This is a genomic window from Bacillus infantis, from assembly GCF_020171945.1.
GTDB lineage: Bacteria > Bacillota > Bacilli > Bacillales > Cytobacillaceae > Bacillus_AB > Bacillus_AB infantis_A.
On the sequence record NZ_JAIVAP010000019.1, the window covers coordinates 20,937 to 46,246 of the forward strand.

A 25,310-nucleotide genomic window follows, 5' to 3' on the forward strand; every position below is an offset into this window, starting at 1 on the left:
AAAAAAAGGGAAAGCAAACGATAAAGTCTGCTTTCCCCTTTTGTTATGATTTAAATCGTGAGATCATTTGCTGCAATTCCTCTGCTAATCGGGCAAGGGATTGTGTTGCATTTGATACATCTTCTGCAGAAGCAAGCTGCTCCTGACTGGCAGCTGCTGCTGTTTCAGAGCTTTCCAGTGTCTGCTGGGAGCCGGCGGCGATTCCTTCAATAGTTTCGTGGACTCCCCCAAACTCGTCTGTCAGATATCTGGTTGCTGTTGCCGCCTCTTGAATTTGGGAGGTTACCTGCTCAATCTGTACCAGTATCCTGGCAAAGTTAGAAACGGTTTCTTCCGAGAGGGTGATGCCTGCAGAGACATTTTCTTTTACCACACGGATGTCCTGCACTGTTTCGCTTGACTCCTCTTGAATCTTTGCTACCAGCTTGTGAATCTGCACGGCTGAAGAATTGGTTTCATCTGCCAGCTTTCTCACTTCTTCAGCAACCACAGCAAATCCTTTCCCTTGCTCTCCAGCTCTTGCCGCTTCGATGGCTGCATTCAGGGCCAAAAGGTTAGTCTGTCCTGAAATATCAGCGATCAGCGAGGAAATCTTCTGTATCTCAGCTGAACTTGAAACCAGCGAAGATACACCATCACCTGCACGCTCGACTGACTGGCTGATTGAATTCATTTGCTTTTGCATTTCCTTAACCGCAGAAGCTCCGTCTTCCGCCTGCTTCCTCATTTCTGCGGATACCTCCGCAGCTTTATCCGTATTGGCTGCTACAGATTTCAGGCCGTCCAGAGAACCTGCTACAGTTCTCAGGCTGCCTGAAGTCATCTCGGTTTGTATATGGTTGTGATTGGAAATAGTCTGCATCGTTTCTGCTATATGCCCTGACGCAGCTTTTGACTGCTCAGCACTTGCAGAGAGCTCTTCAGATGCGGCCGCCACTTGTTCAGAGGACATGCCAATGTGCGCAATCATCCCTCTAAGCGAACCTACAAAAGCATTAAAAGATTGGGCAAGCTGACCGAATTCATTGTTGCCCTTTACATCCACCTTTTGTGTCAAGTCGGCATCTCCTGATGCAATATTATTCAATTGCCTGTTGAGTGCTCCTAATGGAATCAGTATGGACCGAAGCAGCATGAAGCTTAAAATGCCGCCTGCCAGCGATGCCGCAACAGCCAGGGCGATAAGAATCTCCTTACTTCCTTCTGAGTTCTCTTCTTTAATCTTATTAATCTGTTCGAGTTCTTTATCCAGGACAGAAACAAGTTCATTCACAGCCGGGTCGAGCACATCCTTTCTCAGCATGCGCTCTTCTCCGAAATGAAGGTCCCTGGCTGCCTCCGGATCAGTTTCATAAAGCCCAATGACCCTCTGATTGATATCCCAAAACATGTTGAAGCTGGACTCCATTTTCTCGATCTGCTCAAGATTCTTTTTTTCAAGCGCTTTGCCCTCTGCCTGCCTGATCAGGGACTGGACATCCTCAGCCTTCTCATTCATACTCTCTGCATACTGCTTATCGCCCGTCAAAATCAAAGCTCTTTCATCGTTTGAAATTCCGGCGAGGCGGTGTTGGATTTTTATAATATCTTTTTGAAAATCCATTTTATCCTGAAGCAGGTCTGTTCTTTTTACCTGTGCGTTAATTACATAGATCGAAAAACTGCCAAGCAGGACAATTGACCCTACCAGGATTGAAATAGTTGTGATTAACCGCGTTTTAATTTTCACTAGTTTCCTCCATATACATTATATTTAGAATAATTTCTTAATCTTAATATCGTCAATGGAATAAGGTTTTTTAGGGTAAACAGCCAAATAAACATAAGGATACATTTGGAAAGGAGGAGTATTATCAATATAAAACGCGCCTAAAAAAACTATTTCAATATAACTCTTATCCGGACCCTGTTAATCACCCCGCCAAAAGCTCTTTTTTCCGTTCAGGAAGGGCAGCAATTCTTTCTCCCGATTAAATGATGGTAATAACCAAAGATCAGTTCAAAAGCTTATAGCCAGATTCCAGACAAGCCTGCATATTAAGTAATTAAATATTAAGCTGTCTTTTATGCAGCCTTCCAATTTTGAGGCGCAGAACTGAAATAAAGCTCCCCCAAAATTGGAGGAGCAGGTCTTCTAATTCCCATACCAATATTTATTCGCTGCAATCTGTGAATTATGCTGAGAGTGCCAATAGTCGATGGAATAAGAATAGTCATAGTTCATGATGCAGCGGATCCCGCTTCCCTGTGCATCATGGCCGAGGCCGAAATTATGGGAGAACTCATGCTGCGCTGCCTTGGCTGTATTGGAAGTCCCCTGGTCCAGGTTCACACTGATGGCACTTCCTGATGGCGCAGCCTGATACACATAAGCGATACCGCCTGCATCAAAAGCAGCATCTCTTGTAAAACCGGCTACGAAATCATAGCCTCTCCCATCCCAGTCCCTTTGCAGGTCGCTGAGAATCTGTGAACTGTTTGATCCTTGTGAACTCCAGCTTGCGACCGCCTGAACAACAAAGTCCACGCCATGGTCCCTGTTAAAAGCATTGTCAGCGGTTTCGATGATATTTTGAATCCGATTCTGCCAATCGCTATAGGCGCTCCGGTACTCTTCATCTGCCACAGCAAGGACTGTTACCTTCCGGGTGCCCGTATCCTGAGGCGACGCTTTTCCATCCTGTGTATTTTTGTCTGTCTTCATGATACCAGTCACAGTCCCCTTTTCATTAAGGATACTGACTGATGCATCTCTTTCCACTATAGCTTCTTCTTCAAGATCCTTGAAATCCGCTGCTTTCGGCAAGGAATTGCCAATGTATTGTACGGCGCCTGTTGGATGCTCATGATGGTGCTCCCCGGACCCGGCATAAGCACTTGAGCTGATTACAAGGGTGCTGAGCAATGATAATGATAAGACCTTCAACTGTTTTTTCATAGATATACCTCCTTGAATTTTTATTCAAAGGAGGTATTCTTCTATTTCTTCCAGTTTCCTTTCATGATTGAATTGGGAAAGCTATGATGGGACAATGGAAAGAAATCCGGCAGGTTTGTAGCAGAAAGAATCGGTTTTCGAAAAAAAGAGAAATAAAAAATAATCGGATTTTACTGATTTTGTGAAAGGTGTCCATAAAAAGTTGGGAAAACTTCTTTTTTTTGAAGCTCTTTTGGTCTAATAAAATTTCTTGAAATAAAAAAGAAGGACTTTTTCACTGAAATAAAAACAGGCCTCCGGAAGGAAGAAATCCCCCCAAAAGCCTATTGCTTAAAATGCCGTCCACCCGGCATCACCGGTAATGACAGTCCCATTCACAAAACTGGAATCTTCTGATGCCAGGAACAGGGCAATCTGAGCGATTTCCTCAGGCTTGCCTACACGCGGATTGACAGCCAGCCCAGGCTGAATCCGTCCCATTCCGAATGGATTGACATTGGTCATGGAGCTGCTGATATTGGTTTCAACGCCGCCCGGTGCAATCGCATTGCAGCGGATGCCTTCATTCGCATACATAAAGCCTGTATTTTTTGTGAAGCCAATGACTGCATGCTTGGAGGCAGTATAGGCTGCACCTGCCCTCGCTCCCTGCAGGCCGCCTGCTGAAGCTACATTGATGATGACACCTGACTTTTTCTCCAAAAAGATCTGGAGGGCCTTTCTCGTTGCCCGCATCACACTTGTCGTGTTAATGGCAAAAACCCTCTCCCAATTCTCATCTGTAATATCGCCTGCCGGTTCGAAGTTGTCCATGATCCCGGCGTTATTCACGAGAATATCCAATGTGCCGTAAGCCTCGACAGCCTTGTCGATCAGCTGCTGGATATCTTCTTCATCCGCTACATTCGCTTTAACAGCGATAGCTTCCCCGCCTGCAGACTTGATTTCTTCCACTGTCAGCCTGGCAGCTTCTTCATTTATATCAGATCCGACAACCTTTGCTCCTTCCTTTGCATAAAGGACGCTGATCGCCTTTCCCATTCCTGATGCTGCGCCTGTTACAACTGCTGTTTTGTTTTGAAGTCTCATAACCATTCCTCCAAATGATAGAATGTATCCTATTTAATGAACAGCTGTTTACTAACGAACAGCTACTTATAGTATAATTTTACTTAAGCAAGCTGTTCAATCAGCAAAAGAGAAGAAGAATGTCTGTTAATGAACAAAGAAATGCCAGCCTGTTGAATTACAAGACTTATTGAACATGGGAGGCCTTTTATGTCTATTAAAAATGATTATACTGACAGAAGAATACTCCGTTCCAAGCGGGCGCTGAAGGAAGCGCTCGTCTGCCTGATGCAGGAGAAGGACTTCAAGGATATAACGATCACAGAAATTGTTAAAAGTGCAGACCTTAACAGAGGGACATTTTATAAGCATTTTCAGTATAAAGAAGATCTGCTGCAGGAAATGATTGATGAGGTGATCGCCGACCTGATCGAATCATTCAGGGAGCCTTATAAAAGTGTGGAAGTGCTGGAAGTCAATAAGCTCACTACATCAGCCATCAAGGTATTCGACCATGTCAGCAGATTCTCAGGCTTTTATTCGCTGATTGTCCAGTCGAACACAATGGCAGGCTTTCAAGCCCAGTTCTGCCTTGTCCTTAAGGATCTCGCCCTGAATGATTTGGATATTCCCTTTCCGGTTCCGCAGACCAACCGTGAAATGCAGGCCAGCTACCAGGCATATGCCATCCTTGGCATGATCGTTGAATGGGTCAATGGCGGATTCAAATACAGCCCATCCTATATGGCCCAGCAGCTGCTGGAAATCATAAGGCACAGGCAGGCGGATTCAATTGTGAAGCCGGTGAATGAGATAAGGTGAAGACTTCAATAAAAATGGCTCCCCCCCATAATTGGGAAAGGCAGCCAAAATGTAAATTCGCTAATGATCCTTCATTCTATTGCTTTTCTTACGCAAAATCATGAACTGATACAGGACAAACAGTATGGTTAGCCCCATAAGAGCGTAAAAGCCGTATTCAACAGGAATCGTAACATAAACAATCAGCAGCATCAGGACAAAAATGAGATATCCTAAATAGTACTTTTTTTGAAAGGTCATGAATCTGGCCTCCTTTAGGATACTTTACCATAAAATTGCCAAATTCATCTATTCTGGAATGATTGGTGAAATCCTTTATTCAGAAGGCTCTTTTCTTAAACTTTGTTGTTTTCTATAAAAAAATTTTTTCAGATATCACCCTGCTTACCATGAAATATCATGATAGGAAAAGAGCTGCTCTCTTTTTTCAAGAGAAAGTTTTTGTATGAAGGGAAAAAATCCGGCTCTGGGGATTTTTTCGAAAGCAACAATCTATACGAAAACAGCCATTCAGAAAAAAGACCCATTGAACCTGTTAAGGGATCTTTTCCTTCGCTTCCTAATGATGCCCCTCATGGCTTCCGGAAGGTGCCTCTCCTTCTTTTATCAGCTCTTCCAGCTCTGCTTCGGTTAGCTCACCGACAACAAAGCGTTTTTGCGGCATGATGAGCGATCCGGCGCTGCTGGCATGTACTTTAATGATGTAGATTCCATCCTGTTCAAACTTTTTGACAAGCTGATAAACGCCTTCTCCTGCATCAGCCGCTTCTTCCATTGGATAATGGACAGTCCCGTCCCGCTTCCAGATTTCGAAATGGACATAATCTGCATCTGCCACTTTCTTACCGTTCTGCGTAAGCACTGCACGTATCGGCACTTCCTCACCTGCGGAGAATGATTCTGGCAGGATGATGTCAGCGTGGAGCGGCTGTTCTGTTTTATATAATTCCTCGGTATTTTCATCAAGGGAGCAGCCGCCAAGCAGCACTCCCATTACGATTAAAAATAAAACTCTTTTCACAATAAGACTCCCCTATGCATTCATAAATTTTTTGACAGCTGGAATCCGTCTGATGACGAGCCAGTCCGCAAGCCAGACCACGATAAGCGACAGGCCGACAAGCGGAAACATGATCCCAAGTGCAATCAATATGAGCAGGAACATCTTCATTTTCCTTGCTGAAGGACCTGCAGGGGCGCCCATCCCTTTTTTCGGCTTCCGCTTCATCCAGAGATACAGCCCGCTGGCGGCGACAAGAATGATGCCAAGACAAATGAACAGGCTTATCAGCTGGTTGATCAGTCCAAATTGGGTTCCTTTATGAAGAGTGATGCCCCAGGCCACAAGCTTCCCGATAAAGCCGTAATTATCATAGCGGTAATCGGCGAGCACCGCGCCTGAATATTGATCAAGGTGGATTGTCGCTTCATCCTGGGCTTTTGCCGGAAAAGCAGAGAGTGTAAAAACGCCTTCCTTCGTTGAAGGGAAAATGATTGTATAACCCGGATCCATGCCTTCATACTGGGCAATCGTGACTGCATCATTAATGGAAAGCGGGATAAAGCCTTCCACTTCCGATTTTGGCACCTCGAGATTCTCGGCTGCCCAAGGCACTTCTGCAATATCCTTTGTTTTTACTGGAGACTCAGGAGCACTGCCGGTCCAGATGGAAGGCGGATATCCTTCCCCTGTGTTCGTGGCCCAATTCTGGAAGTTCACTCCCCAGAAGCCTGACCAGGGCAGGCCGGTCATGATTAAGAAAAGCATTCCTGCCGTCACCCAAAATGCAGGCACCGCATGCAGATCTCTTCTGAAAACTCTTTTTCCCTTATTCAAACGGGGAAGCAGCACGCCTGCCAGCCCTTTTGATTTCCTCGGAAACCATAAAAAGAGTCCAGTAACAATCAGGACAACCGCCCAGCAGGCAGCCAATTCGACGATCCGGTCGCCAAGGGTTCCTGCCATCAATTCGCCATGGATTTCCTCAATCTTATCCATGATCCGATCCTCATTGTTCAATGTCCCCAATGACTTTCCCGTATAAGGATCAATAAATACAGTAAGTGACTCTTCCCCATTTATGATGCTTACTTCACTGGACCGGGCGTCTTCTTCTCCAGGCCGGTATTTCGATATAAAAGCATCAGGATACAGTCTCTTAACTTCTTCAAGCTGTTCAGAAGGAAGAATGCGATCCCCCTGCGGCTGGACTTCATAATATTCCTTATAGATCACCTGCTCAATCTGAGGCTTGAACAAGTACACCGACCCTGTCACTGCCAGAATGATCAGGAACGGCGCAAAAATAATGCCGGCATAAAAATGCCATCTCCAAATCGTTTTATAGAGGGAGCCCTCCGGTTTTGTTTTATTTTCCATAGAGGCTGCAATCCTTTCATAATCAAATTCTATAAAACAATATAATGTGAAAATGTGAGGGATGAATGAAGTTTTTGCAAAAAATATTATTAGATTTCGCAGCACAAAAAGAGCCTGCCACTGACTGATCAGGGCAGGCGTCTTTAATTTCATCGGCTAGACTAGTTAACTTTCATTATCTTCCGCAGCATTTTTTATACTTTTTTCCGCTTCCGCATGGACAAGGGTCATTTCTTCCCACTTTAGCTTCGACATTGCTGTCTTTATTGGCAGCCGGCAGCGGCTTTAACTGCTTTTTCTCCATGCTGCTCAGCTCCAGGGAGGTATAGCCTTTGAGGAACCATTCCCTTGTGCTGTTCATCAGTTCCACCACTATGTCCATCAGTGCCTGCAGTTTTTCAACACTGTCGAACTTAAACATGCTTGTTAAGTATTTCATCAGATCTTCAGGTGTATCGCCTACTCTTGTAGCAAAAACACACTCTTCGGCGACCTGGTCCGCATCTTCTTTCGAGATTTCGAAGTGCTGCGCCAGGAATTGGACGAGCTCCATATAGCTTTTATTTCTTTCCACAAAACCAGGCTCACCAGCTGCCAGCAGCTGCTGTTTGGTAAAAGGATAGTATGATAGATTCTTCCTTGCCTGATGCTCCTGGATCACTCGTTTAGCATCAAACACCCTGCGATTAGAATAGCCATCTCCGTTAATCTGCAGCTCAGTGCGGAAAGAATTGGCGTTATGGATGACATTAAGATATTCTTTAAGCCTTATTTGATATTTAAGGTGTTTTTCCAGGAATTCTGCCAGCTGAACAAATGATAGTGTTCCATAATAATACAGAAGCCCGCCTGTAAGCCTAATCCATTCTGTATTTTTGCTGACGGCAGACCTGATATGTATACTGTTCTTTAATTCTTTTACTTTTTCAACCAGCTCATCCGGTACAGCCAAAACTGGCTCCCCTTCAACAATACCGCTGTAAATAAGGCCAGTTCCTCGGAAGTATTCAATCTGCTGCGCATCAAGATCAGGAGCTGGCATTATTCCGCCACTTCCGGCTATATCCAGCAGCAGCTTAAACCTTTCGCTGTCCCAGTTAAGAGGAATGCTTTCAAGGTTTTCAGCGATTTTTTCCTGGAGCAGGATGATCAGCTCCGCCTTTTTCAGGCTGCTCGCATTTTTAATAGCCAGATTTTTTCTTATTTGATCAAGTTCACCCTTTGTGAAACTGCTCAGCCCTTCATTCAGTGTAAAAGGGACACTCAGTTCACTCCAGTGCTTTTTGAACTGCTTCACTTCCTGGCTTTTCTTCAAATCTTTCAATCCGTCCAGAATCTTATTCACCTGTTTTTCAAGTACTGCATTTCCGCTCATGTATATGTACTCCTTTCTCTCTTATTCATTCACAATCAATCATCGATTTTTTCATTAATGAATACATGTACATTTCCAATCTACTATTATACACATAAGAGCCGGCAGGGATAAAATGAATCAAAATAGAAAATAGTCCGTCAATAAGGTGAAAACCCTTGTTTTAAAGTGATTTCAGGGATACTGCTGTCAAAAATTAACGCCTCCTATAAGCAGTAAGTAGAGAGCGTTCCACCTTCTGAATGAGGTAATCAGTGACAGGTGGAAAAAGTAAGCGGAGAAATTCCCCCTATTTTCAAAAAAACTCTAAATATAGCCAAAATAGACGGAGAAATTCCCCCTATCAGATTAAAAAACAGGAAAATAGGTAATTTTGCTCCTCTTAACTGGAATTTCTCCGCTTATTTCTACCCTCCCGTGTCATATTCAGCAACATAGCAGGAAATTCTACTCTTATTTTAAGGCTTGTCGTTTTGATTCGATCTCCCATAATTTACTTCTCAGGCTTGATGTATATTACTAACTAACTTGCCACGTTTGTGACATAAGAAAAAGGGTCTCCCCTCTATTAAAGGGAAAGACCACTTTACTTTACTAATTAAATACTTTAGAGACACTTAATATCCTTAATTCGATAAAAAAATATATGCTTACTCCGTTTTCTGCGCAATTAGCATGTATAAAGATGCTGCTGGAAAGGATCTCTCAGTTACTGTAAATCCAGCTTCGTTCATTTCACACTCCATTCCTTCCAAGGAAATTCTCGGCGCTTTCCCTGAACCTTCCTTTGGTTCAAGTTCCAGACAGATTAGATAACCTTCTTTTTTAAGTACATTTCTCATTTGCTGTAATAGCGGTGCGAGTGGCTGAATTTCATGCAAAACAAGGGAAGCAATGATGATATCAATAGAACTGTCTGTTAAAGGAAGTGCCTCCATACTCCCCAGCACTGGAACAATATTTGTCACCTGTTCCTCCAAAGCTTTCTCATTTATTATCTCCAGCATAGCCGCATCGATATCCAGCGCATATACGCTGCCATTGATCCTTTTCGCTGCAGGGATGGAAAAATAACCGGTCCCAGCGCCAAAATCCAGCATGCTATCATTTTCCTTTAAAGGAATCATGTTCAGTAATTGTTCGGGAGATAATACCTTTCTTCGCTCGGGGCTTTCCAAGTAGGATACTTTTCCTTTATCGTGCTTGCCATGCGAATGATGGTTCATTTAAATCCTCCTATCTTTAACTTCTATTTATCCTGGCTATATCTCTCTTCTATAAGAGCTGCATTCACAGCAATGGCAGCCATACTGCCTTCCGCTGCCGCAATGATTAACTGGGAAGCACCGGCAATTCGCGTATCCCCGCAGGCATACAGCCCTTCTGTGTTCGTGCGCTGCCAACTGTCAGTTGTAATTCCTCCCTGCTCATTTAGTGTGTAGCCGAGTGAATCAAAGGAAGCAGCCTGTTTCCATTCCGATGCGATAAACCCTCCTTCAAGAAGCACTGAAGTTCCATCTTCAAGCTGGATTTTTTCCAGCAGCCCCTCTTTTCCAATGAGAGAGGAAATCTTCTTTTCGTTAATACCGATGCCATTATTTTTGAGCAATTCTTTTTCTTCGGGCGAAAGGACTTTCCTGCCGTTCGTAAAAATAATTAAATCATTCGTCCAGTTAGACACCACTTTCGCCATATGAAACGCCGCCTGCTGCTCTTCAGCGATCACTGCCAGCGGCCGATCTTTTTAATTCCCAGCCATCACAGTAAGGACAGCCGAAAAGGCTCTGGCCATAGAACTCTTTCGCCTTTGGAATATCTGGAAGAATTTCCTTGAATCCTGTGGCGATTATAATTTTTTTGGCACTATATACTTCCGCGTTTTCTGTCTCTACTTGAAACAAGTTGTTTTCTTTATTAATACGATGCACCCGCTGCCGTTCAAGCCTCACGTTCGGGTACTTGCTCAATTCTCCTTGAGCAATCCTTTTGAATTCCTGCGGATGTATGCCATCCCTAGTGATAAATCCGTGGGACTCAGAAGTTACCGCATTTCTCGGTTTGTTGTCATCAAACAGGATCGTTTTCCGTCTGGATCTTCCAAGCACTAAAGCAGCATTCAACCCAGCCGGGCCTCCGCCAATCACCGCGCAGTCTAATATCATTGTGTTCACTCCCTCAATGAATTTAATATTTCTTATTACCGTTGTGATTCTGCCTCTTTAGCAATATCGATTAGAAGCTTTGATGCCAGTTCACTTTTCATATTTTCCTCTGCCTGTCTCATGACGTTCTCAATCAAGCAGCCTTCATGGTGAATGGAGCAATCGAATAAGCTAGTCTCCCCTTCAATCGCGTGGATAACTTCCAAAAAGGATATTTCATGTTTTTTTCTGGAAATTTTATAGCCTCCCTTCGCCCCAGGAGTTGATTCAATCAAACCCGCTTTCGCTAATTTGGTTAAAACCTTAGAAAGGTACGTCGGGGAAAGATGCTGCATCTCTGCTAATTCCTGTACCCCCACTGTGCCCTCCCCAGGCTCCAGCATTAGATGGACCATCGTATGCAGAGCATAGTTTGTTGCGTTTGAATATTTCATAATAACCTCCTTGAATAAAAAAGACATTAAAGACTCTTGATATCTGTAATAAGATCGACTTTATCACTTGAGGTAAAGGATGTCAACGAGAGGTTTTTAAAAATCCTAAATATAAACTGGTCATGTCTATAGTTGAATCTGTTCAATGCCATTGACTTCTATAACCCCAAAAATTGGTCAACTTTGTACGACTTTTTCATGTTAATCCAGCACAGGTGTCTTCTTCCCCTCAGCCCAATCTTTAATAAACTCCTTCTGCCTTGGATTTAAATTCCCTGGCAGGCCGTTCTTCTCAAAATACCGATGCTCCCTGCTTTCGTCTCCCGTTTGCTTTAAGGTCCCGCTGAAAGAGCTGGTTTTGAATATAATCTGGACACTGAATACCCTGTCTTTATTGGGATATTCAACAAAACATTTCTCCCCTGAGTAGATCGCGAACAGTTCAAGCTCCTGAACCTCAAGTCCTGTTTCTTCAAAAGTTTCTCTTTTAGCCGTCTGCTCAAACGTTTCGCCCAGCTCCATCACCCCGCCGGGTATGCACCAATTATCTTCGTCTGTACGGTGCTGCAGCAGAATTCTACCCTCGTTTTCAATGATGATGCCGCAGCCGACAGTGAACAGCGTTTCGTGTCCAATCATTTTTCTCATCGTTCTTATATAATCCATTTTCCCTCCCATTTTCCTTCTCATTTAAATAGAAAAAGAACCTCTAATCTTATCACGATTAAAGGCTCCTGGTGTATTTAGTTAACATAATATTTTTCTAGGAAACCAGTTCCTTTTTTCTTAAGCCAAGCGTCTCGGCTGTTGACGTCTGGATTTCATGGAAAAGTGCTGGATTGCTGGCCAGCGATACACCGAATGACGGAATCATTTCTTTGATTTTTGGCTGCCATTTCTGCATATTCTCAGGAAAGCATTTCTCAAGAACTTCAAGCATAACCTGTACAGCAGTTGATGCACCTGGGGATGCTCCGAGCAATGCGGCAACCGAACCGTCTGAAGCACTCACAACCTCTGTCCCAAATTGCAGCGTTCCTTTGCCGCCTGCTTCTGTGTCCTTGATAACCTGAACACGCTGGCCGGCTACGACTGTATCCCAATCACCGCTTTGAGCGTTCGGGATGAACTCGCGCAGTTCCTGGATCCGCTTCTCATGAGACAGCAGCACCTGCTCGATCAAATACTTGGTCAAAGGAAATTCCTTCATTCCCGCTGCCAGCATTGTAAAGACATTATTCGGTTTAACAGAACCGATTAAATCAAAGTTAGAGCCTGTTTTCAGGAACTTAGGCGAGAATCCGGCAAAAGGCCCGAACAGGAGGGACTTCTTGTTATCGATATACCTTGTATCAAGATGGGGTACCGACATTGGCGGCGCTCCGACCTTTGCTTTCCCATATACCTTGGCATGGTGCCTGGCAATGACCTCAGGGTTATTGCAGACAAGGAAAAGACCGCTGACAGGGAAGCCCCCGATTCGCTTCGACTCAGGAATCCCGGTTTTCTGCAGCAGCGGCAGACTGCCGCCCCCGCCTCCGATGAACACGAACTTGGCAGTATGGTGTTCCACAGAGCCGCTTTCAAGATTTTTCACCTTCACGTCCCACATGCCCTGGCTGTTGCGTTTGATATCCTTCACCGTATGCTTGTAATTCATTTCTACATTTTGCTTCTTCAAATAGTCGAACAGCATCCTAGTCAAAGCACCGAAGTTCACATCTGTACCGGAATCAATTTTCGTGGCGGCGATCGGTTCGTTTGATTTCCGGTCCTCCATAATAAGAGGAATCCATTCCTTTAATTTCTTTGGGTCGCTTGAGAATTCCATACCCTGAAACAGCGGGACACCTGAAAGCGCTTTAAATCGTTTTTGCAGGAATTCTACATTTTTCTCACCTTCCACAAGGCTCATATGCGGTATAGGCATGATGAATTCCTGCGGATTTCGGATAAGGTCCTTTTTGACTAAATAAGACCAAAACTGGCGTGACAGCTGGAATTGTTCGTTAATATCAATCGCTTTCTTTATATCGATAGAGCCATCCGGCTTCTCTGGCGTATAATTCAGCTCGCACAAGGCAGCATGGCCTGTACCCGCATTATTCCACTCATTCGAGCTTTCTTCCCCTGAACCCGCAAGCTTCTCAAAAACCTTGATCTCCCACTCAGGAGCAAGCTCCTTCAGAAAAGAACCCAATGTTGCGCTCATGATCCCGGCACCAATTAAGATTACGTCTGTTGCTTTCTGTACGCTGCTCATAATACGTTCTTTGCCTCCTATATGTGAAAAAAGATTGTGCGCTATTTCACCTAGAAATTCACTCTTCCGTTTCAATTAAAACCCTTTCATATTCTATTATAATGATTTATTGGTTAATTTATCTACTATTATCTGATAATTATATATTATTTTTCGTTTGGAAAAAAGTGCAAAGGTTCACTTTATACAGGAAAAATCAAAAATTCTGTACTTTTTTCATTATATCAGGATTAGAATTTACTAAACATTATATTCCTATATTAAAATAAAAAGTAAGCGTTAACAAGTCTGGAGTATTGCGTATTAAGAACAAAAAGCGCATAAACAAGTTCTGCTGATCAGAATGGTTTATGCGCCTGGAAAATATATTAATCAACTTATTGGGATTCAATTCGTTTATTCAGATACATTTGGGATCAAAACATTTAATTTCAGAATATCCTTTACAGCCTCTAACCAGGTCATGGCCATCAGCATATTCCCCAATGCATTCATGTGTACTCCATCAATGGTGAGCGGCTGATTCTTCCTCTTTTCCAAATAAGATATAAATGCCTGGTGTGTTGGAACAGTAGCTGCTCCAAATCTCTTCGCTGTTTTGTGAATGATGCCAAGATACGGCTTGAGCTTCAAATTCCCAACCGATGTGATATCTTCTTTTATCACTGTGGGCTCCATCAAAATGATTCTCGCATTTGTACGCTTTTTGACCTCTTCAAGGAGATCTGCAAGGATTGATTCAAACTTGTCAGGAAACATTTGATTTATGTCTGGTGAATCCATCTGCCTTGCCACATCATTTATGCCAATTGAGATTGACAGGATATCTGGGTTCAACTGTATGACATCTCTTTCCCACCTATCGGCAAGATCGATGATCCGATCACCGCTTACCCCTTTATTGTGTATCTCAAAGTCCTGCCGGGGGCAGGTGACTGTCAGATAATCATGAATTAGGCGTACATAGCCGTTGCCAATGCTATCATTTTCACTTACTCCCGACCATGTAATACTATCACCAATAAAAACTACCTTCTTTTTCATGGTTTCCCCCTATATGATCCCGGTTTCTTACTAAATCCTTCTATAAAATGAACTATACAGCCCCTCCGTAATCCTATTTATTTTTCCTCCCACATTGTTATATACCTTGTTAATTTTTGTTTGATAAAATCATTATAAAAAACTGCCATACTGTATACCTCATTCGTGTTTTCGGTTGGTTTCAAACTGATTTTTTCTATCTCGATTCTCCACTTTTTCATATCATTCAGCACTTTTGGTATATCATTATATTTTGTTACTTTTTCTGGATCGATTATGCGCTGTGGAAATAATGGAACATTCATTTTAGATGCTTCAGAAAGTATTTCTTCCATTTTTTCATAAGCTTCCATAATCTCTGCTTGTTTATCGCCAAAGATAGAATAAAAATCATTCTTAATCTCGTGGAAGTCATCACCCCATGCCAATCTGGCAAAAAAATAGCTGTTCATCAGCTGGATCGATTGCCAAGGATATAAATAATCCATCTCAGCAGCTGATTCTTTTGGAATAAATGGTACGATCAGATTTACGATCCTCTTTATCCCCATTCTGCTAAACAATTCAATATCCGCTTGGATACGGTGAAACAGCGGCGGATATAAATCACCCAGCATGAAATGATCGCTATAATATTCGAATATGGTGATCCGATTATTGCTTTCCTTAGTATATTTGCACCACTTCTGCATGGCTTTGTAAGCTCTATCTTCATCTGCGAATGACTGTTTATAGTTTCTGCCCCAGTATGCAAATAAGGTATCCACTTTTTCGGCACCTTCCAGGTCTTCTGGAATCTCCAGCATATTCCAGGATAATCCTGCATTATAGGCAATATGCTCTACTTCAAGGTGTGGCAGCTGCCTTTTAATCGTTTCAGTGAATTCGATATATTGGGCTATAAAATGCTGATCCCCACCAATTCCAACATCCGCGGGCCATAATGATACCCGCTTAATGGAAGCTGAATCTTCACATGTTTCCTTGATTTTTTTAAGCAGGCGGCTTTTCCAGGTATCGTCCCGGAAATCGAACTGGTTCTTTTCCGATGCACTCCCACCTGCCAGGTAGTGCATGCTATGGCCGCCAATTGTGACAGTCAGGCCGCGTTTCTCAATCTCTGGAGCCAAAATATTCTTCACTTTATCCCAGAGCATAAATGTAAAAAATAAATCATTGATATAATGTTTTGCCGCCCAGTCAACCAGCTTTATGAGAAAAGCAGCATCGTTGTAATTTTCAACAACCAGCCCTCTTCGTTCCATTTTTCCCTTATGAGAAATCTTATCAAAATGGAAAAGAGAATCACTTAAAGACTCAGCAGATAAGAAGCTTACCCATTTATATCCGAATAGATTTTTGCAGGCATGATAGACGCCAAAAAGGACAGAGCGGGGATTTGATCCTATTATTTGGATCTCCTCCCCCTTGTTAAGGAGTTTAAAAGAATCCGTTCTCACGTGATCTGCGAGGGATTCACCTTCAGTTTCTATATCCAACACGAAAGAGTACGGAATTTCCATACGTGCTGCTTCTGCATATTTCTGCAATTCTTCTTTTGCAAATCTGATAGTCTTTTCGTCTTTTAAAATGGAACATTGAATGCTAGTCATTCAGACACCTTCCAACATTTCTAGTAAAGATTGATTCATCTTCTTTAACAGCAACCCTGATAAGATGATGGCATTTGTCCATCCGCTTTCGATGACATACGCCCCCCAGCCTGTATCGCCATTATTCCCAAAATACTCGCCGCTGTCTAAATGAAAAGAACGCATCCAACCGCCATTAAATTCATTTTTTGCTGAGTTGATTTGAATTCGGGTGATAAAGGTTTCCAGATTCTCATGAAAATTTCTTATAACCGGATCTTCTGTTGCCTTCCAGGCCTCCCAAGCATTCATCATTAAGAAATTATTCGTGTACAGCTGATCGGCAATTCCCTCATGATTCTGCCTGAAGACGCCTGTGTCCTCTGTCCCATACCTGTCCGGATCCGGATTATCACTCTCTTCAATACCGCCAAGCCTATGCTGATTGTCTTTCAAATATTCAATTGTTTCATATAAACCCTCTTTTATTCGATCATCCTTTGTTACAGCAAATAGATGGGCCAGTGATAAAAGAAAACGGCTGCAGCCTGCTGTTTGACTGTACATATACTTTAATTCTGCTTTATTCTCCAGCAAAGCCAGTGTACCCAGATAGGCTGTTTGAAGGAATGCTTCGTCTTTTGTTACGTAATACGCTTGAATAAAGGCAGCGTGCACGATTGATTCAAAATGCGGGTTCATGCTGGCTTGTGCAGACGTTTTAAAGTAATCAGCCCCTTTTACTATTAATTCGTTTTCACGGATACATTCCGGACGGAGACCTTTTTTATTTTGAGTGCTTAATAAAGCTCTCGCAGTCATCAGGCCTCTTCGCTTATATTCTTTATTGCCTGTTTTCCGGTACAGATAGAGGAGAACCAGCGCAACCCAGCTATTGTCATCAGAAAATATTTGATCCGGCTTTTCCTTTGGACTCTGGAACCATTTCCAAAACCCATATGTTGCTGATTCGGGGTCGCTGTCCTGATAACCGGACTTAAACAAATAGGATAGTATATTATCAGACATGGCACTCCATTTTCGTTCTTTTGTGTACTCTCCATATAAGTAAAAAAATAATGCAGTATGCGCATGGCAATCAGGGCGAAGATCCTTGCTGATATCACTGCGGATGGAATGGACATTTTCATATACTCCCAAACGGCCATTTTCCTCCGGCAGAATGCCTGAGTGCAAAAACCACTCCACCCCTTTTTTCAAAACTTTATCAACATCCTGAGATCCGGATAAAAGGATGACTGGCTCCAGCTCTGTGATAGGCAATCCATACTCTTCATTCAGCCAGGCAATCACTTTATTCCATGCCCAATTAGGCCTTAGCACCCAGCTCTTTTCAGTTCCCAGGAAAGAAAAACTCGAGAAAATTGCCTTTCCTTTCCCATACTCTTTTGTGACTATTCCAGGGTAGCTGTCAGCTTTCCTTACTTCAGTTAGGTGAGTTTCCTTAAAATGGCCGATATCTATCAATCTATCTGTATCAAAGGTGAAGCCTGTTAAAAACGGCCCCTGCCATTCCATTAGCTGGCCTTTGCGGGCAAATTGATGCTCACGGGATATAACTAATTTCTCAAGGCGGCGGCTGGTGATACCAAAGTCCTGTTTAAACCCAAAGAGGCGTGAAGCCGGGAAATTCTCACAATTGATCAATTCACCATATAAGATACCGCCTTGCTCAACAAAATTATAGAGCTTTTCAATCAATGGATAAGAAAGCAGCTGCGGGTGCCCATTTTGATTTCCATTAATTAGTATCACGTTAAACTTTTGCAGATTTTCAGCCAGCAGCTGCTCTGGCGAAGAGTAGTAGTCGGTAAAGCGGACACGGTCTTTCATTTTCATGCTTCCATCTACTAACGCGATCAACTCGTTATCCCCCTTCACACTTGATGAACTTTCGGCCATTCCAATTCAATCCCTGCTTTTACTAGACGAGACTGAAAATCTCTCAACCGAATCTCATTACTTCTAACTTCACTGGGAATAAGATTGTTCTCAATGCAATAGGCTGCTAAATGGCCTGCAGATTCTCCAACATTCCATTCAACTGGATGCAGACGGTAACATCCGTTCGTTAGATGAGTCGTACCTATATTTTTGCCGGCAGGAAGGAAGTTTTTCACCCTTACAGGTATGAGGCTGCCTAGAGGGATCTGGAAAGGAAATGCGGATATATCAATATACGTATCCAACCCTGTACTTGGATGAAGGTCAAGGCGGTAGCATCCAATGCCAATACTGTCCTCAAAGAATGCTGCATTCTCCTTCCCTTCTGCTTCAGCGCTTATATGCTGCTCCTTCACAGTAAATTCTGCTTTTATCCTTCTTGATTCACGGACGTATGGGTACATGGCGAGACCATCTTCTGTACCCAGTATATCTTTGCGGAGACGGATGCCCGGAAAACCAAACCCGCCATCTGGACGCGGTGCTTCCGTTTGCATCCAATAAAGCAGAGACAAGCTCAATTGTTTTGCATTGTAAGAATGCTTTTTCTGTTCTTCCTCAGCAACATCAATGATAGGTCCCAGCCAATAATCATTCTGCGGCCAATTCACAATGGTTATATCACTATTAAATGTTCCCGCTTCAAAGTTGCTTTTGTCGATGATTCGGCGGTAATTCCATAATGAAAACCGATCCGGCTCATAAAAAAAGGAATACTCTATCGGTTCCAGCGTGTGAGGAACCACTCCCCACCAGCTTAGCTGCTTAGCTGGCCAAAAGGCTGCCTGATAATCTTTCCAGAAGTCATATTGTTCAGGTTTTTCGATTGTATGGTCTTCATTTTCTAGATAGTCTATTGCAAAACAATAGGTAAATGCCTGCATATTGAATGGCTGCGGATTTGGCGGAGCATGTTTTTCCCCGGTTTCCGCCTGTGCCTCTGCTCCAGTTACGTATTCTACATTCGCAAGAGGCAGCAAATCACCCATTTCAGATGCGTCCATAAAGAATTTACCTTGTAGAAGATATGTATGGCCTGTACTTACATTCTGTACTGCCACAGCCTGCACTTGATCGCCGTGTGTTTCCGCATTTACAGCCTTATATTCGGTCAGAAGGGTGAGTTTCCCTGTGCTCAAATAGGGTGCTAACATTTCGTGGAACACTTGCAATGCCGCTCTGGGTTCGTGGCTGATGCTGCTGACCAAGGCATTCCCGGGATTAAAGCGATCATTCAAGCGTTCACTATTCTTCACAGGATAACTGCGGAAATAGTATTCTCTGATATTTTTTCGAAAAGTGCGGTAATTTCTCGTAGCACCAAAGCTTTCAATCCACGGATGTTCATCAGGCGGGACACCCTGGCTGGTGATTTGCCCTCCAATCCATTTGGTTTCCTCTGTCAAAATGACCGTTTTTCCTGATTCCAGTGCTGCCAGGGAGGCGGCGATCCCACCGAGTCCCCCGCCAATAACGATCAGATCTGCACATAATTTCTGAGAGACTTTCATTTTGCCAACCCCTTTATTTTAAAGAAACTAGAGTTCCCCTGCGTCTGCCGGAATGGTGGCAGAGCAATGAACCTTGCCGCTCAGCATTAGAGAAGCCCCTATCATTCCTGCATCATTTTTCAGAATAGCTTTTTTTACCATTGGTGCAGATTTAGAGATGCTTCGCAGTTTACCCAGAAAAGGATTCCACCAATACTGGCTTGAGTTAATGACGCCTCCTCCTACCACAAATAACTGCAGATCCAATATGCTTTGAAGCGAGATAATTCCTGTAGCCAGGTTTGTGAGATAACTGTCGACAATATGGGCAGCATCGGGATGCTTCTCTCCCGCCAGCCTGAAGACTTCTTCTGGTGTGACTTCCCCCTCAAAGGACTTCCTTATTTCCGATTCCAAAGCAGTGCCAGAGACATATTGCTCCCAGCACCCTTTTTTTCCGCAATTACAAGGGGTTCCGTTTGGCATATAAATCATATGCCCAATATCCCCTGCACCGCCTTTTCCCCCATGAAATAATTGGCCATTGAGTATTATTCCCGCACCAACGCCTGTGCCCAGGGTGAGACACATAAAGTTCTTAGTATATCTTGCCGCTCCTAATTTCATCTCTGCGTATGCAGCACAATTGGCATCATTATCAACATAAACAGGTATTCGATAGCGCTTTTCAACTAACTCCTTTACTTGAGTGCCGGTCCAGCCAGGCAGATTGGGAGTTGCATAATGAATTGTGCCCTTCTCTGCATCCACCATCCCGGCAGTGGCAATCCCGATCCCCCAAAAGTCATTTTCTTTGCCGGCCAGCCGATCTAATAATGAAAATACCTGATCCATAAGTCTGTTCTTATCAGTCCGTTCTTCAATGTGAGCGGTTATCCGGCCCTCCTGGTTGATTACACCTGCCTTTATCTTTGTACCGCCTATATCAACCCCTAATGTAAGCATGCTACACTTCCTTTTAAGAATTCATTTCCCTTACAAAGCTCCTTGTGATTTCCTGTGGCCTGGTTATCGCAGAGCCAACTACTACCGCATGGGCCCCTAATTTTATACATTCCAAAGCAAGGGAAGGAGTAGAAATTCTGCCTTCTGCAATGATGGGCACATCGGTTTTCTGCAGCAGTTCTGCTAATAGATGTTTGCAGAATGTGCCGATATGCGCTGTATAAGGGGTATAGCCGCAAAGTGTGGTGGAGATGAGATCTACTCCTAAACGGGCTGCCAATATACCTTCCTCAAGTGTTGATATATCAGCCATCAGCAAATGGCCGGGATAGCATTGCCTTATTACTTTAATGAAATCAGTAAGCACCTGGCCTTCGGGGCGGATTCGGCCAGTCGCATCAAAGGCAATGATATCTGCACCCGCCTCCACTGCCTCGTGCACCTCTCTCAGAGTCGGAGTGATATAGATTTCACTGTCTATATAATTTCTCTTCACCAAGCCGACAACAGGAAGCTCAACCGTCTTTTTTATTTCCATAATATCTGTACCGGTATTCGCCCTGATTGCAGCAGCTCCTCCCTCCGCGGCAGCCAGCGCCATTTTTCCCATCATGGATGAGCCGTAAAGAGGTTCATGTTCAAGAGCCTGGCAGGAGACGATCAAACCTCCCTTTAGATTTTCCAATATAGAATCCATGTTACGCCTCCTTCGGCTGTCATAAGCCCTGAAACTCTGATCTCTGCCTGCTTATAACTTTATGGGTTCCTTCTTTGCGTATGATTCATAGGCTGCCAATGCTGCCTCAACAGCCTTCATGCCTGCATATCCGGAAGCCAGCGGCGATCGCCCTGCCTTAATGGAGGACACGAAGTCATAGATGAGGGCAGCGTCCATATCGTCTCCCCAGCTAAGCCATTTGACTCCATCCTGGTTGGAATATAAATCTACCTTCTGCGAGAAAGCATCAACTTTAAGCGTTCCCGCAGTTCCGATGATTTCTATTGTTACATCGCCCCAAGTGGGATAGCTTGTATTCCTTGACCAGCTGCAATCCAATGTAGCAAACATTCCATTTGTAAATTCCATAGTAAGGATTCCGCAATCGTCAATATGATGGCCGGTATAGACACAGCCAATTTCAGCGTAGACTTCCTTTACCTCAGCACCCGTAAACCACCTCATAATGTCAACGACATGCACAGTATGGTCAAGGACCGCTCCGCCTCCTGACTTTTCTTTATCTATGAACCATCCCCCTGGGTTGGAGCCCCGATTCGTTCCTTTTATAGCCAGAATGGTCCCAAGGTCACCTCTATCAATCAGTTCTTTAGCATGCTGAATTGGGGTATTAAAGCGAACAGGGAAGGCAGTCCCCAGAAAAACATTGTTTTGTCGGCATGATTGAATCATCTCTTCCATATCCTTCATATTGACAGCAAGAGGTTTTTCGCACAGCACATGCTTCCCTGCATATGCCGCAGCAAGCACATGCTGATGGTGGAGGCTGTTCTCGGATGTAACGATCACTCCATCAATATCAGTTTTCAGCAATTCCCGATAGTCTTTGTAGTAGGCAGTTCTAAATTGCTGCGAATACTTGATTCCCCTCTCCTCGTCTTCATCAGCAATTCCTGCCAGTATCACTCCATCCAGCTCTTTTATCGCTGTTGCATAGCTGATGGCATGCATATGGGCAAAACTTATGATTCCTATCTTCAATACTGCTCGCCACCTTTTTGTTCCAGGTACACAGGCTTCCCTGTTTTTATTGACTGGAGTGCTGCTGCAGATATTTCCATTGCCTTTAATGCATCTTCAGCTGTGACAAGAGGCTCTTCATTTTGCTTTATGCACTGCAGGTAATGCTCCAGTTCGATAAAATACGGGGATTTCTTTAAAGGGCTGTACGGGACAGCCACTCCCACTTTTTCAGCAGGAGCCTTTCTGGGAGAAAATAAGACTGGCTCTTCTTTAGAGCTGTCATATTCAATAATGCCGCTCTTACCGGCTATTTCAAATTGAGTAGAAAAAGTCTGATGAGCCCAAGTGCCCTCGACATGTGCAATGACTCCTGATTTGAAGACTATAGTTGCCAGCGCATAATCCAGATGTTTTAGCTTGTGTTCAGCAAGCCCCTTTGCAAATACCCTCTCAACTTCTCCAAAAGTCCAGCGCAGGAAATCGAAATCGTGGATCATTAAATCAAGGATAACACCCCCGCTCATCCCCAGGTCTGAGTACCAATCATCCCAGCCAGCCGGGAAGCTTCCACCTCGTTTGGTGCGTACTACACCAATTTCCCCAATCGTCCCTTTCAGCACAAGTTCACGTGCCTTGCTGTATTGAGGGAAGAATCGCACCACATGCCCTAAAAATAATTTCACATTCTTTTGCCGGCAATACTCTATCATTTCTCTGGCGTCCTGTGCCCTGTAAGCAAGAGGCTTTTCGCAAATGATATTGATCCCTAAGTCTGCCGCCTGCAAAACAAATTCCTTATGGAAGGGAGTCGGAACACAAATATCGATTACATCGATTTGAGCCAGGCGTTTAACTGCCTCTTCCAATGTTTGAAAAACCCTTGTTTCATGGTGTTCAATAAGATTTTGTGCTTGTTCGGTGCGTATATCGACTATGCCGGCAATATGGACATCTTTCATTGAATAGTAGTGGGCAGCATGCTCCATCCCCATTGTTCCTGCACCTATCAATAAGATATTCTGCATCCTGCAGCCCCCCTTTCCGCCAATCGGTTTTAGCCGTCAAACAAAAGCAATGGAACGAATTGCCGTCAATTCAGTTCATGCTTCCCGCTGTCACAATACGGTAATAGAAATGATTGCCTAAGGATCCTTCGGGGATTCCATTAGGGCCATCATGCTTCAGTCTGGTTTCCTCCAACTCTTCGATTTTATTAATCTCGCCTTCCAGCCACTGCTGAATGCGGAAGCGTGCTGTTTTCAGCCGCGCTGCAAGGCCGCCATAACGAAGCTCGATTATTTCCCAGCCAAACGGCTTATTCAATGAAAACCATATGGATCTGTGTAAAGCATGCAAGGTTTCCGCTATATTTATCAGCTTTTGGATAGTTTCTGAAAGACCAGCCATAGCAGACTTATCTCCCTGATCATAGGCTGACTTTACCTGGATTCCGATTTCTGACTTCAGACTCAGCAAGACAGCAAGCTGTTCATAAAATCCAAATATTTCTGATGCCCCTGGATTTCTATCTTTTGCTGCTTTAAGCATAGGTACAAGATTTTTGTAGTGTTCATTCATTTCCAGCCCCTTGATGTTTTCATCGAATAGTCCAATTAATACATCCTGCCATAATAAAAATTTTGAAGCGTTTGAAGAGTAAAGATTATTTGCCATGACACCTGGCGTTTCATCAAGACTGTTTAATAGAAGGAAATCATCTAAATAACAGCCCGTACAAAATAGAAAACGTTCTCTGATCCGCTCCATATCAACTGTTTTTTTGTAGGTATGTTCAGCAAAAAGCTGCATGACTGGCAATGCTGCTGTAAGTGGGGTTTCCGCACCATTGTCACCCCATAATGTTGTAAAGATTTCTTGAATCCCTTCCTTTTTGCAGGCTGATAAAGCCGATTCTGTTGTTTTAAAAGCCCTGCCGTAATTGGGAGCGATTCCATTCCAAGTCCATGCACCGCCAGCAAACACCGTATTCCTTCCCAGCTCTGTATGCTTTTTAATGAAGCTTCTGTAAAACTCTTCATCATCATGATAGTAATCCCAATAAACCAGTTGAACATTGGCAGGGATGGACTTGGCTGCTTCTTCGGGAATGCATGCGGCAGGATCATAATATTCTCCATCCTTAGAGCCTAAGCGAAAGTACATATCACTCCAGATCATAGGGCTCAAGCCTAGACGATCTGCGATTGAAACTACTTCCTGCAGGTGCTGGTTCATAATATCAAAACGATTCTTATACCCATTTTGTTTTAAAAAATGGCCCAGACCAAGCTGATGCGCCTCATCCATTCCTACATGGATCCGCTTGGACTTAAATGGACGTGAAGCTGCAGCCATCATACTTTCGATAAATTGATAGGTCTTAGGATTACCAGCCAGTATAATATCATTAGTATCCCTGATTTCCTGTGCATAGCCCCATTTTAAAGCCATTGCCAAATGCCCGAGAGTTTGAATGCAGGGTATCATTTCAATTCCAAATATATCCGCATATTCATCACAATGCCGCAGCTCTTCCTCCGTATATCTGCCTCGCATATAACCAAAATAAGGATAATCAGGGACCTCGTAGGTATCCTCGGTATAAAGCATTGCGACATTCAGCCCCATAATTGCCATAAGCTTTAACAGTTTTTGTACTTCTTCAACCTTTAAAACTGCGTTTCGGGATACATCCAGCATGACCCCGCTGGTTTGAAATTGCGGCTGCTCTGAAAGACTGAATTCACCATTCTTCTGATATTGCTCTATCCAAAGCCCGATGGCCCGAAAGAAATGAATTTTTTCCTGAAAGCATATTTCACCTTTCCCGCCATTATTGCTGAAGGTAATCGGACCAACCCTTTGTTTAACTTCAATAGGATATCCATCATTATGTAATTGAATATCCAGCTGATCAGCCAAAGATTCCAGGCCTGCTATTATTGCAACTGTGTCTCCTGTCAAATTAATTTGCATACAGACAACACCTCTTTTCTTATTAAGGTAACCCTCTAAACAAAAAAGGATTTGGCTAAATAACAAGAATAAAAGACCAAGACCTCACTCTATTAAACCAGTAATGGATTCCGGCCGAATTCTGGTACTCTCA

Annotated in this window: 23 protein-coding genes; 1 reads left to right on the plus strand and 22 read right to left on the minus strand. The window is 43.5% G+C overall.

The features are described from left to right. Positions 1-43: 43 nt before the first annotated feature. From LCM00_RS19955 to LCM00_RS19965, 3 genes are all read right to left on the minus strand, one after another. Positions 44-1,729 (minus strand): methyl-accepting chemotaxis protein, encoded by a 1,686-nt coding sequence (locus LCM00_RS19955; RefSeq protein WP_224905316.1) that lies wholly within the window; start codon positions 1,727-1,729, stop codon positions 44-46. 405 nt (positions 1,730-2,134) lie between these two features. Next, a complete protein-coding gene (locus LCM00_RS19960; protein WP_224905318.1) occupies positions 2,135-2,938 on the minus strand; it encodes a zinc-dependent metalloprotease in 804 nt (267 codons plus the stop codon). Positions 2,939-3,268: 330 nt separating this feature from the next. Continuing rightward, positions 3,269-4,027, minus strand: a complete 759-nt coding sequence (locus LCM00_RS19965; protein WP_224905320.1) for an SDR family oxidoreductase — start codon at positions 4,025-4,027, stop codon at positions 3,269-3,271. Positions 4,028-4,216: 189 nt separating this feature from the next. Here LCM00_RS19965 and LCM00_RS19970 point away from each other — a divergent pair, with 189 nt between their 5' ends. After that, positions 4,217-4,828, plus strand: a complete 612-nt coding sequence (locus LCM00_RS19970; protein ID WP_224905322.1) for a TetR/AcrR family transcriptional regulator — start codon at positions 4,217-4,219, stop codon at positions 4,826-4,828. A gap of 60 nt (positions 4,829-4,888) precedes the next feature. Here the strand turns inward: LCM00_RS19970 and LCM00_RS19975 are convergent, their stop codons facing one another. From LCM00_RS19975 to LCM00_RS20060, 19 genes are all read right to left on the minus strand, one after another. Continuing rightward, complete coding sequence (locus tag LCM00_RS19975; protein ID WP_224905324.1) at positions 4,889-5,068, minus strand: hypothetical protein; 180 nt, start codon at positions 5,066-5,068, stop codon at positions 4,889-4,891. Positions 5,069-5,387: 319 nt separating this feature from the next. Continuing rightward, the gene (locus tag LCM00_RS19980; RefSeq protein WP_224905326.1) at positions 5,388-5,849 is read right to left on the minus strand and encodes a FixH family protein; all 462 of its coding nucleotides are present in this window, start codon (positions 5,847-5,849) and stop codon (positions 5,388-5,390) included. 12 nt (positions 5,850-5,861) lie between these two features. After that, entirely contained in the window at positions 5,862-7,208 is a 1,347-nt protein-coding gene (locus tag LCM00_RS19985) for a PepSY-associated TM helix domain-containing protein (RefSeq protein ID WP_224905328.1), read from the minus strand. 175 nt (positions 7,209-7,383) lie between these two features. Continuing rightward, a complete protein-coding gene (locus LCM00_RS19990) occupies positions 7,384-8,583 on the minus strand; it encodes a YecA family protein (RefSeq protein ID WP_224905330.1) in 1,200 nt (399 codons plus the stop codon). A 650-nt stretch (positions 8,584-9,233) separates the two neighbouring features. Then, complete coding sequence (locus LCM00_RS19995; protein WP_224905332.1) at positions 9,234-9,809, minus strand: class I SAM-dependent methyltransferase; 576 nt, start codon at positions 9,807-9,809, stop codon at positions 9,234-9,236. A 23-nt stretch (positions 9,810-9,832) separates the two neighbouring features. Further along, positions 9,833-10,276, minus strand: a complete 444-nt coding sequence (locus LCM00_RS24980; RefSeq protein WP_318247636.1) for an FAD-dependent oxidoreductase — start codon at positions 10,274-10,276, stop codon at positions 9,833-9,835. 22 nt (positions 10,277-10,298) lie between these two features. Then, entirely contained in the window at positions 10,299-10,745 is a 447-nt protein-coding gene (locus LCM00_RS24985) for an NAD(P)/FAD-dependent oxidoreductase (RefSeq protein ID WP_318247637.1), read from the minus strand. Positions 10,746-10,780: 35 nt separating this feature from the next. Continuing rightward, positions 10,781-11,179, minus strand: a complete 399-nt coding sequence (locus tag LCM00_RS20005) for an Rrf2 family transcriptional regulator (protein ID WP_224905334.1) — start codon at positions 11,177-11,179, stop codon at positions 10,781-10,783. 201 nt (positions 11,180-11,380) lie between these two features. Further along, positions 11,381-11,845 carry an NUDIX hydrolase gene (locus tag LCM00_RS20010; protein WP_224905337.1) on the minus strand — a complete coding sequence of 155 codons (465 nt, stop codon included), beginning with the start codon at positions 11,843-11,845 and terminating at the stop codon, positions 11,381-11,383. A 97-nt stretch (positions 11,846-11,942) separates the two neighbouring features. Then, the gene (locus LCM00_RS20015; RefSeq protein WP_318247638.1) at positions 11,943-13,463 is read right to left on the minus strand and encodes a malate:quinone oxidoreductase; all 1,521 of its coding nucleotides are present in this window, start codon (positions 13,461-13,463) and stop codon (positions 11,943-11,945) included. A gap of 375 nt (positions 13,464-13,838) precedes the next feature. Then, positions 13,839-14,486: an SGNH/GDSL hydrolase family protein gene (locus LCM00_RS20020; protein WP_224905341.1), complete on the minus strand. Its 648-nt coding sequence runs from the start codon at positions 14,484-14,486 to the stop codon at positions 13,839-13,841. 77 nt (positions 14,487-14,563) lie between these two features. Further along, on the minus strand, positions 14,564-16,099 hold the full coding sequence (locus tag LCM00_RS20025; protein ID WP_224905343.1) for a hypothetical protein: 1,536 nt from the start codon (positions 16,097-16,099) through the stop codon (positions 14,564-14,566). Further along, the gene (locus LCM00_RS20030) at positions 16,100-17,962 is read right to left on the minus strand and encodes a hypothetical protein (RefSeq protein ID WP_224905344.1); all 1,863 of its coding nucleotides are present in this window, start codon (positions 17,960-17,962) and stop codon (positions 16,100-16,102) included. A 14-nt stretch (positions 17,963-17,976) separates the two neighbouring features. After that, a complete protein-coding gene (locus LCM00_RS20035; protein ID WP_224905346.1) occupies positions 17,977-19,554 on the minus strand; it encodes an FAD-dependent oxidoreductase in 1,578 nt (525 codons plus the stop codon). Between the two features lie 27 nt (positions 19,555-19,581). Next, positions 19,582-20,499, minus strand: a complete 918-nt coding sequence (locus tag LCM00_RS20040; RefSeq protein ID WP_224905349.1) for an ROK family protein — start codon at positions 20,497-20,499, stop codon at positions 19,582-19,584. Between the two features lie 13 nt (positions 20,500-20,512). After that, entirely contained in the window at positions 20,513-21,196 is a 684-nt protein-coding gene (locus LCM00_RS20045) for an N-acetylmannosamine-6-phosphate 2-epimerase (protein ID WP_224905351.1), read from the minus strand. A gap of 51 nt (positions 21,197-21,247) precedes the next feature. Then, positions 21,248-22,219 carry a Gfo/Idh/MocA family protein gene (locus tag LCM00_RS20050; RefSeq protein ID WP_224905353.1) on the minus strand — a complete coding sequence of 324 codons (972 nt, stop codon included), beginning with the start codon at positions 22,217-22,219 and terminating at the stop codon, positions 21,248-21,250. Continuing rightward, complete coding sequence (locus tag LCM00_RS20055) at positions 22,216-23,226, minus strand: Gfo/Idh/MocA family protein (protein ID WP_224905355.1); 1,011 nt, start codon at positions 23,224-23,226, stop codon at positions 22,216-22,218. Before LCM00_RS20055 ends, LCM00_RS20050 begins: the two co-directional genes overlap by 4 nt. A 70-nt stretch (positions 23,227-23,296) precedes the next feature. Next, on the minus strand, positions 23,297-25,177 hold the full coding sequence (locus tag LCM00_RS20060; protein WP_224905357.1) for a beta-N-acetylhexosaminidase: 1,881 nt from the start codon (positions 25,175-25,177) through the stop codon (positions 23,297-23,299). Between the last annotated feature and the right edge of the window lie 133 nt (positions 25,178-25,310).